Source organism: Hymenobacter nivis, from assembly GCF_006439025.1.
Lineage (GTDB): Bacteria > Bacteroidota > Bacteroidia > Cytophagales > Hymenobacteraceae > Hymenobacter > Hymenobacter nivis_A.
Genome location: NZ_RCYZ01000003.1, coordinates 344,654 through 357,247 on the forward strand (window position 1 = coordinate 344,654; position 12,594 = coordinate 357,247).

8 protein-coding genes are annotated in these 12,594 nt (G+C 67.5%); 4 read left to right on the forward strand and 4 right to left on the reverse strand.

Annotated features, from left to right (window positions below):
* Positions 1–51: 51 nt before the first annotated feature.
* From EAH73_RS09280 to EAH73_RS09295, 4 genes are all read right to left on the reverse strand, one after another.
* Positions 52–1,221, reverse strand: a complete 1,170-nt coding sequence (locus tag EAH73_RS09280) for a hypothetical protein (RefSeq protein ID WP_140466208.1) — start codon at positions 1,219–1,221, stop codon at positions 52–54.
* 75 nt (positions 1,222–1,296) lie between these two features.
* Positions 1,297–2,598 carry an aspartyl protease family protein gene (locus tag EAH73_RS09285; RefSeq protein ID WP_140466209.1) on the reverse strand — a complete coding sequence of 434 codons (1,302 nt, stop codon included), beginning with the start codon at positions 2,596–2,598 and terminating at the stop codon, positions 1,297–1,299.
* 489 nt (positions 2,599–3,087) lie between these two features.
* Positions 3,088–4,158, reverse strand: coding sequence for an o-succinylbenzoate synthase (locus EAH73_RS09290; protein WP_140466210.1), 1,071 nt, complete (start codon positions 4,156–4,158; stop codon positions 3,088–3,090).
* A 118-nt stretch (positions 4,159–4,276) separates the two neighbouring features.
* A complete protein-coding gene (locus EAH73_RS09295; protein WP_140466211.1) occupies positions 4,277–4,534 on the reverse strand; it encodes a KGG domain-containing protein in 258 nt (85 codons plus the stop codon).
* Positions 4,535–4,905: 371 nt separating this feature from the next.
* Here EAH73_RS09295 and egtB point away from each other — a divergent pair, with 371 nt between their 5' ends.
* The 4 genes from egtB to EAH73_RS09315 all read left to right on the forward strand — a co-directional run bounded on the left by egtB (position 4,906) and on the right by EAH73_RS09315 (position 12,544).
* Positions 4,906–6,216 carry an ergothioneine biosynthesis protein EgtB gene (gene egtB / locus EAH73_RS09300; RefSeq protein WP_140466212.1) on the forward strand — a complete coding sequence of 437 codons (1,311 nt, stop codon included), beginning with the start codon at positions 4,906–4,908 and terminating at the stop codon, positions 6,214–6,216.
* 160 nt (positions 6,217–6,376) lie between these two features.
* Positions 6,377–7,348, forward strand: a complete 972-nt coding sequence (gene egtD / locus EAH73_RS09305; RefSeq protein WP_140466213.1) for an L-histidine N(alpha)-methyltransferase — start codon at positions 6,377–6,379, stop codon at positions 7,346–7,348.
* A 190-nt stretch (positions 7,349–7,538) separates the two neighbouring features.
* A complete protein-coding gene (locus EAH73_RS23880; RefSeq protein ID WP_140466214.1) occupies positions 7,539–10,592 on the forward strand; it encodes a T9SS-dependent choice-of-anchor J family protein in 3,054 nt (1,017 codons plus the stop codon).
* A gap of 299 nt (positions 10,593–10,891) precedes the next feature.
* A complete protein-coding gene (locus tag EAH73_RS09315; protein WP_140466215.1) occupies positions 10,892–12,544 on the forward strand; it encodes a TldD/PmbA family protein in 1,653 nt (550 codons plus the stop codon).
* Positions 12,545–12,594 lie beyond the last annotated feature (50 nt).

Here is a 12,594-nt window from a genome sequence, read left to right on the forward strand (position 1 = left end):
GGGGCCCCGGAGCAGTTTACGCATATTTTGGCAAACGGGGGCCGAGGTCCCTCAGGGCCGGCGGCCAAGCTTATGGTTTTTGTAGCCCTTGAGGGCCAGCGGGATCCAGCCCAGCAGGGGAATGAAGTAGGCCAGCACGAAGGGGTTGCGCCACAGCATTTTCCAGAACGCGCCCGGCGCGTCGAGGCGCATTTTGAAGTTGCGCTCGCCGTTGGTCACGAAGCGGCGCTCGAACTCGGTGAAGGCCGCGGGCCAGGCAAAGGGCAGGAAAAACGGGAAGAAGCGGCGGTTTTCCTTCATGCGCTGCCACAGCTCGCGCCAGCGGTACGGGTGCTGGCCGTGGGCGGCCACGGCGGCGTCGAGCTCGGCCTGCATGCGCTGGCGCACCTGCTCGCCCAAGGCCTCGTACTCGGGGCGCGTTAGCTCGTCGTGGGCCTTGGCGGTGAGGTCGGCGGGCCGGATGCGGGTGCCCATCACAAAGGTGAGCTTGGCGGGCAGGGCCAGGTAAAAAATCCAGGGCTGCACCACCATCAGCAGCAGCAGCCCGGTGATGGGCAAAAACGGGATGCCGATTTTCTTCACCAGCCGGTTGATCCAGCCGAAACTATACGCGTAGGGGTCGAGGTACTCGCCGTTGACGCAGTAGAAGGGCACGATGTCGGTGCCGTGCAGCAGGCTCATGCGGATCATGCTGGTGGCCAAGCGCTGCAGCTGGTACTTGCGGTTGAAGCCCTTGCCGATGCCGGCCACGCCCTCGGGGTACAGCATCAGGTTGTGGTCCTGGTAATACATCATGGTTTCGAAGTTGCGCGTGGTGGCGTCCACGCTGCCGCACTTCTTCCAAAAATCGCGCACCAGGTAGGGGTTCATCAGCGTGGTAGCCGAGAGCAGCGGGGCCGAAAGCGGCCGGGGCAAATCGCGCAGGTGGCCGTGGCGCTGCCGCAAGTGGCGCCACAGGTGCGAGAGGCACACAATGGCGTCCCACGGGAAGGCCATGCCCGAGTGGTTGGAAGCAAAAATCAGCGGCCGGTCGGGGTTGTTGCGCTGCGGGTAGTCGTCGAAGCCCACCAGCTCGGAGCGGAACCACACCCGGTCGAGGAGCTGCAAAATGTTCTCGTCGAGCGTCTGCGTAAACTCCTCCTTAAAGTAGTCGCTGTAGATGTGCTGGTTGGCCGCCAGGTCGGGCGGGAGCGGCACAGAAGCAACGAGTGGGCGGGGCATGGCGGCGGGCGGGCGGGGCCGGGAAGGTACCGCGTTTTGGGGAAATTGCCGGGGCGCGCCGGGGCCCCGGGGGCCCTAAATGCGGCGCTCGAGGCGCACGCTGGCCGTGTGCAGCGCGCCGCCGGGGCGGCGCACGATGAGGTGCAGCACCGTGCCGCTGGTGCTGCGCAGCAGGTGGGTGAGCTGGGTGAGCGAGAGCAGCTCGACCGGCAAAATACCCACCGCCAGCAGCTCGTCGCCGTCTTGCAGGCCGGCGGCGGCGGCGGGCGTGCCCGGCACCACGCCCAGCACCTGGTAGCGGTGCAGGGTGGGCCCCGTGGCCAGCACGTCGAAGCCCGCCATGTCGTGCTCAAAGGGCTCGCCGAAGGCCAGGCCCCGGCGCAGCCACAGCTGCCGGTGCGGGTAGTCGATGACGACCCGGAAGCGGCGCAGCAGCTCGTAGCCCACGCTGCCGTTGCGGAACACGTCGGTGCGGGCGTGCACGTCGGCCCCGTTGGGGAAGGAGGTGAGGACGGTGGGGAGGCGGTAGCGGCCCAGCTCGACGGTGGCCACGCGGCCCAGCACCCCGCGCACCAGCCCCGTTAGGCCGTGGCCCAGGTCGGCGGGCAGGCCGGGGGCGGGCAGGTGCAGGCGCGGGTCGGAGGTGGTTTCGAGCGACAGCGCGTGGCTGGCCCCGGTGTCGAGCAGCAGCTTCAGGGGCCGGGCGGCCGAGTCGCCCACCTGGCGCACGGGCACCGTGAAGTACGCCTTGCGCCCCTCGATGGCCAGCGGCAGGCCGGCCCAGCGGCGGCTGCGGGGCGGCCGGTAGGCGGCCGGCGGCGTGAGCACCAGCCGCTCCTGCCCCCCCGCCTGCCCCTCAAACGCGGCCACGAAGCTCTGGAACAGCTCCGACCCCAGGATGCCGTGCACCGGCAGCCCCACGTAGCCCGAGAGGTTCAGCGAGTCGCCGTTGAGTACGAGCAGGGCCATGGCCGGGGCCACGGCCTCCTGGCCGCGGCGGCCCAGGCCCACGCGCACCCGGGGGGCCTGGTAGGCCTGCAGGCCAGTGGGCTTGCCGCCGGCCCCCATCACCCGGAAATCCTGCCCGTGGGGCATGTGCAGCGAGTCGGCCACGGCCGGCGACAGCAGCAGCGACGAGGCCACGCCCGTGTCGAGCAAGAAGTTGTAGGGCCCCGCGCCGTTCAGCCACACCTGCACAATGGGCAGGTTGCGCTGCACCTGCAGCGGCAGGCTCATGCACCGCTGCCTGGCCCGCACCAACTGAAACGGGCCGGGCCCCTGGCCATAGCCGGGCCGGGCCCCGGCCAGCAGCAGGGCCAGTACCAGCAGCCGGCCCCAAGCCCGGCGCAGCGCGCATAAACAGAGCAGCATTTTCATCAGCCCCCGTAAGATACGACTTGTAAGGGTGTTGCCAGGGCCCCCAGCCGAGCTCCTCACTCCTAACCACAGGCTATTGCGACAATCGATTGCACGAAAAGAATTCTCACTGGCTTATTTGGGCTAATTAAGTGTTTCGAGGCAGGAGAAAATTTCTTCTTGCAGCCCCGTCGGAGCGGTCCATTGAGCAATAGAGAAACCGAAGGAGAGCCCCCCCCACGGGGCGGCTCGGTGCTGCGGGAGGGCCGCTCCGCGGGGGCTGGGACACATACCCCGCAGCCCAGGGCAGCAGCCGAGGCTACTGGCGTTGCTTAAGCAATTGTGCGAAAGCAAACAGCTCGTGCTATTGACGTGAATACTTGCTATATAAGAACAAAAGCCATCAGCTAACGAAGCTGTTTAGGAAATCTCTGGAACGTCATACTCATCTGACTTTCTAAACAGGTTCAAGGGCCCAACACTTACGGCAACCAGCTGAACCAGTGGTGTCTACGGCGTTTCCCAGGGGCCCTGGGGGGCGTAGTGGAGGTGGCCGGCGGCGATGCGCAGCGGGGCCCCCACGTTGTTGTGGTAGAGCTGGCCGGTGCCCAGGCCCTGAGCAAAGTTGCCCACCGCAAACTCGCCCGTGAGCTGGGCCACGGCGTTCAGGCCAATGTTTGATTCCAGGGCCGAGGTCATCCACCAGCCCAGGCCGTGGGCCTCGGCCTGGGCCACCCAGCGGCGGGTGGCGGCGTGGCCGCCGAGCAGCGTAGGCTTCAGCACGAGGTAAGCGGGGCGCACGGCGGCGAGCAGGGCCGCCTGCTGGGCGGGGGTTTCGAGGCCAATCAGCTCCTCATCCAGGGCCACGGGCACCGGCGAGTGGCGGCACACCTCCGCCAGGGCCCTCCACTGGCCGGCCGCCACGGGCTGCTCGATGGAGTGCAGCTCGAACCGGGCCAGCTGCGCCAGCTTGCCCAGCGCCTCGGCGGGCGCGAAGGCGCCGTTGGCGTCCACGCGCAGCACCAGCTGGGCAGGCCCGGCCACGGCCCGGATTTCGGCCAGAATCTCCAGCTCGGTGGCAAAGTCCAGGCCCCCAATTTTCAGCTTCAGGCAACGGTAGCCGGCGGCCAGCTTCTCCTCAATCTGCCGGCGCATGAAGGCCGCGTCGCCCATCCACACCAGCCCGTTGATGGGCAGCCCGGCCCGGCCTTCGGCAAAGGCGTTGGCGTAGAGCTGCCGCCGGCCGCCGCCGGCCCAGTCGAGCGCCGCCGTCTCGAGGGCAAACGCCAGGGCTGGCTGCCCAGGGCCCACCAGGGCCGGGGCATCGGCGGCGCTGAATTCGGCGTAGCCCGCCGCGTTGAAGCGAGCGCACAGGGCCTGCACCGCGGCGGCGAAGCCCGGGCCGTGCTCGGGGCTGAGGCCAGCCAGGGGCGCGGCCTCGCCCACACCGGCGGGGCGGGTGGGGTCGGCGGCGTCGTGTAGGTGCAGGTACCAGGCCGTGTGCACGGCCAGGGCCCCGCGCGAGGTGCGGGCCAGGAAGTTGAAGCGCAGGTCGCGCTGGGAAGCCGTAAGCTGGAGCATGGCGCAAAGATGCGGGAGGCCCCGCCAGTTAAAAGTTAAAAAGGGAAGAGCTAAAACCAGGTTGCGGTTTTAGCTCTTCCCTTTTTAACTTTTAACTGACCTATTAAATTGGCAGCGCTTAGGCGGCGGCCTTGAGGTCAGACGGGCCGTTTTTGGCGGGGCGGCGGCTCACCAGGCCACCTTTGCGGCCGGCGTCGCGGGCCTCTTCGGCCGTGAAGCGGTGGCCACGGCCGCTGGCGTGCGAGGCCTTACCGCCTTCGCTGGCGATGCGGCGCTGGGTTTCGGGGCTCATGGCGGCAAAGCCGCGGCGGCTCTTGGTGCCGGTGCGGTTGGCCGGGCGGGGCGTGGTGGCTTCGGGCGTGGTAGATGCTTTCATTGCCTGTAAGATTAAAGGAAAGGATTAGATTTAGCCAAGGCAACATTTACCATTGGCCGGCTTGCCAATGTTAGCGCACAGCGCGACCATATAGTTGCGAATGAACTATAAATGAGCTCAAAATACCGCCTTGTACTGATGGGTTCTACGTATTTATTCCGATGCCCTGCGGCAAATGCCAGCCGGCCCGCGGGCGGCCGTGCAACCAAGCGCGGGCCCCGGCGGTTGCAGTGCCTGAGCCCCGATTTCTGCCGTTCCGTTGCCCGAGTACCGGGCTATTAGCCAACACCTGTTGGCTGATAACTAACGCTCTTGCTAGCAATAATTTACATCAAAGGCGCTAGCTGCTTACTTTTGACTGACTCCCTCGCATGACTGCCTTCGCCCCCGCCCTGCCCACTACCCTGCCCACCGCCCCCGCCGGGGCCCTGGCCGACCGCTACCGCGCCGTGCGCGACCAGTCGGAGGCCCTGTGCCGGCCGCTGCTGCCCGAAGACACCGTGGTGCAGCCCACCCTCGACGTGAGCCCGCCCAAGTGGCACCTGGCCCACACTACCTGGTTTTGGGAAACCATGCTACTGGGGCCCTATGCCTCTGGCTACGAGGTGTTTCACCCCGAGTTTGCCTATTTGTTCAATTCCTACTATAACTCGCTGGGCTCGCGCGTGAACCGGGCCGAGCGCGGCACCCTCACGCGCCCGGCCCTGGCCGAGGTGCTGGCCTACCGCGCCCACGTGGATGCCCACCTGCTGGCCCTGCTGGCCAACGAAGCCGCCCTGCCCGCCGCCGCGCGGGAGTTGGTCGAAATCGGCCTCCAGCACGAGCAGCAGCACCAAGAGCTGCTGGCCACCGACATCAAGTTCATCCTCAGCACCAGCCCGTTGAACCCAGAATACACGCCCGGCCCCGCCCCGGCCGACGCGGGGGCCCTGGCACCGCCGGCCGCCTGGCTGCCGGTGCCGGGCGGCACCTACCCGGTGGGGTTTCAGGGCGAGGGGTTTTGCTTCGATAACGAGCTGCCGGTGCACGCGGCGCTGGTGCCCGACTTTGAGCTGCAAAACCGCCTGGTTACCAACGCCGAGTACCTGGAGTTTGTGGCGGCCGGCGGCTACCGCGACTTCCGCCACTGGCTGGGCGAGGGCTGGGACCTGGCCCAAGCCCAGGGGTGGCAGGCGCCGCTGTACTGGGTGCAGGGCCCTGATGGCCAGTGGCTGCGCTTTACGCACCACGGCCTGCGGCCGCTGGAGCTGGCTGCGCCCGTCACGCACGTCAGCTTCTACGAGGCCGATGCCTACGCCCAATGGGCAGGGGCCCGCCTGCCCACCGAGCAGGAGTGGGAAGTGGCCGCCCGCCGCTTCGGGGCCACGCCCGCCGACGGCGGCACCTGGCTCGAAAGCCCCCGCCTCGACCCCGCCCCCGTGCCCGCCGGCGCCGACGCCACCGCCTGCCACCAGCTGCTGGGCGAGTGCTGGCAGTGGACGTACTCGGCCTACCACGCCTACCCCGGCTACCGCCGCTCGGCGGGGCCCCTGGGCGAGTACAACGGCAAGTTTATGGTGAACCAGTTGGTGCTGCGCGGGGCCTCGTGCGCCACGCCGCGCAGCCACGGCCGCCTCAGCTACCGCAACTTTTTCCACGCCGACAAGCGCTGGCAGTTCACGGGCATTCGCCTGGCGCGGTAGCCCCGGGGCCCCGGCCGGGAATGCTTTGAGCCCCGAAGCGTATTTTTAGGCACATTCCGCCGGCCCCGCCCCGGCACCCGGTGGCCTACGCTGCTTGCGCCGGGGGCCCCGGCTTGTTTTGGTGCCGTCCCCGGCGCCCGTTTTTTCGTTAAGTACCCGCATGACCCCATCCACCGCCCCGTCACCGGTTGTTTCCAGCTTGGCTGCCCACGTGGCCGAAGGCCTGCGCCGGGCCCCCAAAACGCTCTCGTCGATGTACTTGTACGACGACGCGGGCAGCGAGCTGTTTCAGCAAATTATGGGCCTGCCCGAGTACTACCCTACCCGGGCCGAGTACGGGATTTTTGCCGCCCACGGCCCGGCGATTGCCGCCGCCCTCGACCCCGCCGATGCGCCGGGGCCCCTGGCCCTGGTGGAGCTGGGTGCTGGCGACGGCCTGAAAACCAAGCTGCTGCTGCGCGAGTTGCTGGCCACGTCCGACGACTTTAGCTACGTGCCGGTGGATATTTCGGCCGGGGCCCTGGCGGGGCTGGCCGCTAGCTTGGCCACCGAGCTGCCGGGGCTGCGCACCACCCCCGTAGCCACCGATTACGCCACGGCCCTGGCCCAGCTGGCGGCCCGGCCGGGGCGCAAGGCGGTGCTGTTCCTGGGCTCGAACATCGGCAACTTCGCTCCCACCGAGCGGGCGGCGTTTCTGGCGCAGCTGGCGGCCCCCCTGGCGGCAGCCGACCGCCTGCTAATCGGCTTCGATTTGCAGAAGGACCCGCGCCGCATCCGGGCGGCCTACGACGATGCCCAGGGCGTGACGGCGGCCTTCAACCTGAACCTGCTCACGCGCATCAACCGCGAGCTAGCCGCCGATTTCGACCTCGCCGCCTGGCAGCACTACACCGACTACGCCCCCCTGACCGGCGCCGTGCGCTCGTACCTGGTGAGCACCCGCGCCCAAACCGTGCACCTGGGGGCCCTGGGCCAAACCGTGCCGTTTGCGGCCTGGGAGGTCATCCACACCGAAAACTCCTACAAGTTCACGCCCCCGCAAATTGCCGCTATGGCCGCCGCCGCCGGCCTGCGTGTAGTGGCCACCTTCGACGACGGCGACTTTGCCGACGTGGTACTGGCCCGGGCGTAGGGCTCGAGGGGAAGATGGGGGCAAAAAAAAGTAGCGCCGCGCAAAACAGTCGGGCGGCCGCGCGAACCACAAGGTTCGCGCGGCCGCCCGACTGTTTTGCGAAGTAATCGGAGGTGCTGATTGGCCCAGTCGCTACCTTGGGGGTGCGCCCGGGCGGCAGCGGCCGTTTTCTTCATCCCTCCCTTATTTTATGAAACAATTCTTACTTTCTGGGCTGGCCGGGGCCCTGGCGCTGCTCGCGCCTGAGGCCCTGGCGCAGGCACAGGCCACGCTGGGCACCAGCCCCTACGTAGAAACCTTTGACAACCTGGCCAGCGGCTTGCCCGCGGGCTTCGTCGTGTACACGGCGGCCTCGTCGGGCGCCCTGGGCACGGCCGCCGCGTTGGCGCCCGCCCCGGCGCTGTGGAACGCTACCAACGCTGGGTTCAAGAACTTCGCCTCGGCCACGGGCATGCTGGCCACGGCCACAGCGGCCGAGCAAACCGCGGCCCCCAACCGGGCCCTGGGCGTGCGCCAAACCGGCACCGCGGGCTACGACCCCGGCGCAGCTTTCGTGTTTCAGGCGGCCAACACGGCCGGCAAAACCGATTTGTCGCTCACCTTCCGCCTCCAGTCGCTCGACAACGCCACCGCGCCGCGCACCACTTCGTGGCAGGTGGACTACGCGGTGGGGGCCGCGCCCACGGCGTTCATGCCGGTGGGCACGGGCGTTGCCACGGGCGCCAACCTGTTCACCAGCAACGCCGTGACGGTGAGCTTCGGCTCGACCCTTGACGACGTGGCGGGCCCGGTGTGGATCCGGGTGATTGCCCTGACGGCCAGCACCGGCAGCGGCAACCGCCCCAGCACGGCCATCGACGACTTCACGCTGCGCTGGGCCTCGAACCCCAGCGCGCCGGTGCTCACGGCCACGCCCGCCGTGCTGGCCTTCGGCAACCAGCCCCTGAACCTGTCGTCGGCCGCCCAAACCTACACCCTGAGCGCCGCCAACCTCACCGCCGGTGCGACCCTGACGACGGCTGAACCGTTCAGCATTTCGAAGGACGGCACGGTGTACACCACCATCCTCAACTACTCGGCCGCCGACCTGGCCGCCGCCAAAACGGTGTCGGTACGCTTCACGCCCACCGCCCCGGGGCCCGCCACCGGCACCGTGGTCAACACCAGCGCCGGGGCCACCGCCCGCACCGTGGTGCTGACCGGCACCGGCATCAACCCGAACCAAATCGTGTTCAACTTCAATGGCTGCACGGGCAGCACCACGCTCTCCGACGGCTTCACGCAGGTGAGCGTGGTGGGGCCCCAGGTGTGGGGCTGCACCACGTTTGGCCGCGACCCCAACGCGCCCGCCGGCACCACGGCGTTTCCCAGCGGCGTGCAAATCAACGGCTTCGCCAACGGGACCAACGTGACCAACGAGGACTGGCTGGTGTCGCCCCCTTTGAACTTGACGAACAGCACGTTCCCGCTGCTTTCGTACTGGAGCCGCACGGCCTTCAACGGCCCCGCGCTGCGCCTGTTGGCCTCAACCAACTACCCAGGTACGGGCAGCCCCACCGCCGCCGGCGTGACCTGGACCGATCTGAACGCGGCCTTCCCCGCCCCCGGCACCGACCGCTGGACCCAGACCCAGAACGTGGACCTAAGCGCCTACAAAACCGCCGGCGTGTACGTGGCCTTCGTGTACAATTCGACCACCGACGAAGGGGCCCGCTGGACCCTCGACGACGTGGTGTTGACCAACTCGGCTACCGCTCCGCCGCCCACGCTGGCTGCCAGCGCCCGGGGCCTCAGCTTCGGCTACCAGGCCGTGGGCACCAGCGCCGTGCAAACCCTGCGCGTGAGCGCCGCCAACCTCACGGGGCCCCTCACCGTGGTTTCGTCGGACCCCGCGTTTCAGCTCTCAAAGGACGGCACCGCCTTTAGCCCCTCGCTGAGCTACCCCGCGGCCGACGCCGCGGGCAAAACGCTGGCCGTACAGGTGCGCTTTTCGCCCGCGGCGGCCGCCACCGCCTACGCCGCCACGGCCACCGTGGCAGCGGCCGGGGCCCCCACCGCGGCGGTGGCGCTCAGCGGCAACACCTACGACGTGGCGGGTACGCTCGAAGTGGTGAACTGGAACATGGAGTGGTTCGGCTCGCCGGCCGCCGGCCTGGGGCCCCCAGACAAAAACCTGCAAGCCGCCAACGCCGCCGCCGTGTTCCGCGGCCTGAACGCCGACGTGTACGCCCTGCAGGAAGTGGTGGACACCGTGCGCCTGCGCGCCCTGGTGAGCGCCCTGCCCGGCTACGCCTACCGCGTGGCGTACTTCGGCTCGAACGCCGACGACAGCCTGGACGCCGACTACGCCGGGGCCCAAAAGCTGGCCTTCGTGTACCGCACCGCCGTGGTGAGCAACCCCAAATTCTCGGCCTTCTTCCGCTCAAAAGCCGCCCAAAACCTGCCCGACTACAGCTACTGGTCGTCGGGCCGCTTTCCCTTCGTGATGCAGGCCGACGTGGTGCTCAACGGCGTGCGCAAGCCGGTGACCTTCGTGGCCATCCACGCCAAGGCCAACACCAGCCCCACGGCCACCTCCTACGCCCGCCGCAAAAGCGCCGCCGACGAGCTAAAGGCCAAGCTCGACGCCGACTACGCGGGGCGCGACTTCGTGGTGCTCGGCGACTTCAACGACGACCTCGACCAGACCGTCACGGCCGGCGTGGCCCCGCCCACCACGTCCTACAGCGCCTTCACCGCCGACGCCGCCAACTACCCCTCGCCCACCTTGCAGGAGCTGAGCCTGACGGGCAAGCAGTCCACCGTGGCATATAACGACGTGATTGACCACGTGATAACTTCAAAATCGTTTTACAACAGCTACCTCAAGGGCACGGCCGAAGTGCAAACCGGCATCGCCGGCATCATCGCCAACTACGGCACCACCACCTCCGACCACTACCCCGTCCTCACGCGCTACGCCTTCGGCACCGTGACCGGTACCCGGCCGCGCGCCGCCGCGCCGCTGGCCCTCTACCCCAACCCCGCCGGCCCCGCCGTGCGCCTGGAGGTGCCCGAAGCCGGGGCCCACCTGCGCCTGCAGGTGCACACCGCCACCGGTCGCCTCGTGCTCGATGGCCAAGGCACCGCCGCGCAGCTCAACCAGCAGCTCAACCAGCGCCTTGGCGGCCTGGTGCCCGGCGTGTACCTGGTGCAAGTGGTGGGGGCCCAGCAGACCTACGTGAGCCGCCTGCTGAAGCAGTAGCGCCTCTCTGACGCCGGCGCCGCTCGCTTGCGGGCCACGCGGCAATCGTTCTACTCACGGGTGCGCTGCACTCATTTCACTTCCAAAGCCCCGGACCTTACAGCCGGGGCTTTTTGGTGATTACTAGCGCCGTTGGGACCCGGCGCCGGGTATTTTTTGGGCCCTGGGAGCCCGGTGCTGTGCAACCCTGGGGCCCCACCCCTCCCCTTTAAAACGGGCCGGCTAAAAAAATGCGGTAACAAAAATCGTATTTCCGTCCTACTTTGCGGCGGCGGCCATACTCATTTCTGCTTCATCTTGTGAAAAGACGCGACTTTGTGGGCCTCACTGGCCTGGCGGCCGGGGCCCTGTTCCTCCCCGAATTTCCCTCTTTTGGCGGCACGCCCGTCGACCCCGCCCGCCTGCTGGAGCCGGGCCTGGACGTGGCCCAGAAAAAGCGCCTCGCCGACGCCGGCCTCAACGCCGCCAAGGCCGCTGGCGCTACTTACGCCGATGTGCGCATTGGCCGCTACCTCAACCAAAGCATTTTTACGCGCGAAAAGCAGGTGCAGAACCTGGCCAGCGGCGAGAGCTTCGGGGCCGGCGTGCGGGTGTTGGCCGGCGGCACCTGGGGCTTCGCTGCCACCAACAACGTGAGCGAAGCCGGCATTGCCAAAGCCGCCCAGCTGGCCGTGCAAACAGCCAAGGCCAACAGCAAAGTGCAGAAGGAACAGGTACGCCTGGCCCCGCAAAAAGGCTACGGCGAGGTGAGCTGGAAAACGCCCATTCAGCAAAACGCCTTCGAGGTGCCCATTGCCCAGAAGGTAGAATTACTGCTGGCCGCTAACGCCGCGGCCCTGGCCAACGGCGCGTCGTTCGTAAACTCGTCGCTGTTTCAAATTAATGAGCAGAAGTACTTTGCGAGCACCGACGGCTCGTACATCGACCAGGACGTGCACCGCATCTGGCCCACGTTTTCGGTTACGGCCATTGACAAAGCCACCGGCAAGTTCCGCTCGCGCGACGCGCTGAGCGCCCCCATGGGCCTGGGCTACGAGTACCTCACGCCCAAGGCCGCCGACCAGATTGCCGGGGCCGCCGGCACGGGCCTCATCTACTACAAAAACAGCTACGACATCCTCGCCGACGCCGCCCTGGCCGCCAAGCAGGTGAAGCAGAAGCTGACCGCCAAGAGCGTGGTACCGGGCAAGTACAACCTCGTGCTCGAACCCAACCACCTGGGCCTTACCATCCACGAGAGCATCGGCCACCCGCTGGAGCTGGACCGCGTGCTGGGCTACGAGGCCAACTATGCCGGCACCAGCTTCGCCACGCTGGAGTGGAAAGCCAAGGGCCTGCCCTACGGCTCGAAGCAGGTCAACATTGTGGCCGACAAGCTCCAGCCCGGCTCGCTGGGCGCGGTGGGCTACGACGACGAAGGCGTGAAAACCAAGCGCTGGGACCTCATCAAGGAAGGCAAGCTGGTGAACTACGAAAAGATTCGCGACCAGGCCCACATCGTCGGGCAAACCGAATCGGACGGCTGCTGCTACGCCGACTCCTGGGATTCGGTGCAGTTCCAGCGCATGCCCAACGTGAGCCTGCAGCCGGGCAAGGCCAAGCTAAGCGTGGACGAGCTCATCAAGAACGTGGACAAGGGCATTTACATCGCCGGGCGCGGCTCCTATTCTATTGACCAGCAGCGCTACAACTTCCAGTTTGGTGGGCAGGTGTTTTACGCCATCGAGAAGGGCAAAATCACCGAGATGCTCGAGGACGTGGCCTACCAAGCCAACACCCAGGAATTCTGGAATTCCTGCGCTGCTGTGTGCGACGAATCCGACTACCGGCTGTTCGGCTCCTTTTTCGACGGCAAGGGCCAGCCGAGCCAGGTTTCGGCGGTGAGCCACGGCTCGGCCACCACGCGCTTCAACGGCGTGAACGTGATTAACACGGCCCGGAAAATTGGGTAACGAACCGCCCGCAAGGAACGCCAACTGCGCGTGACGTTCCGAGAATACCC

What these genes read in the sequence shown, in the direction of transcription:
- EAH73_RS09280 (WP_140466208.1), bottom strand. Translation starts at nt 1,221, where the DNA reads ATGCCCCGCCCACTCGTTGCTTCTGTGCCGCTCCCGCCCGACCTGGCG.
- EAH73_RS09290 (WP_140466210.1), bottom strand. Translation starts at nt 4,158, where the DNA reads ATGCTCCAGCTTACGGCTTCCCAGCGCGACCTGCGCTTCAACTTCCTG.
- egtB (WP_140466212.1), top strand. Translation starts at nt 4,906, where the DNA reads ATGACTGCCTTCGCCCCCGCCCTGCCCACTACCCTGCCCACCGCCCCC.
- EAH73_RS09285 (WP_140466209.1), bottom strand. Translation starts at nt 2,598, where the DNA reads ATGAAAATGCTGCTCTGTTTATGCGCGCTGCGCCGGGCTTGGGGCCGG.
- egtD (WP_140466213.1), top strand. Translation starts at nt 6,377, where the DNA reads ATGACCCCATCCACCGCCCCGTCACCGGTTGTTTCCAGCTTGGCTGCC.
- EAH73_RS23880 (WP_140466214.1), top strand. Translation starts at nt 7,539, where the DNA reads ATGAAACAATTCTTACTTTCTGGGCTGGCCGGGGCCCTGGCGCTGCTC.
- EAH73_RS09295 (WP_140466211.1), bottom strand. Translation starts at nt 4,534, where the DNA reads ATGAAAGCATCTACCACGCCCGAAGCCACCACGCCCCGCCCGGCCAAC.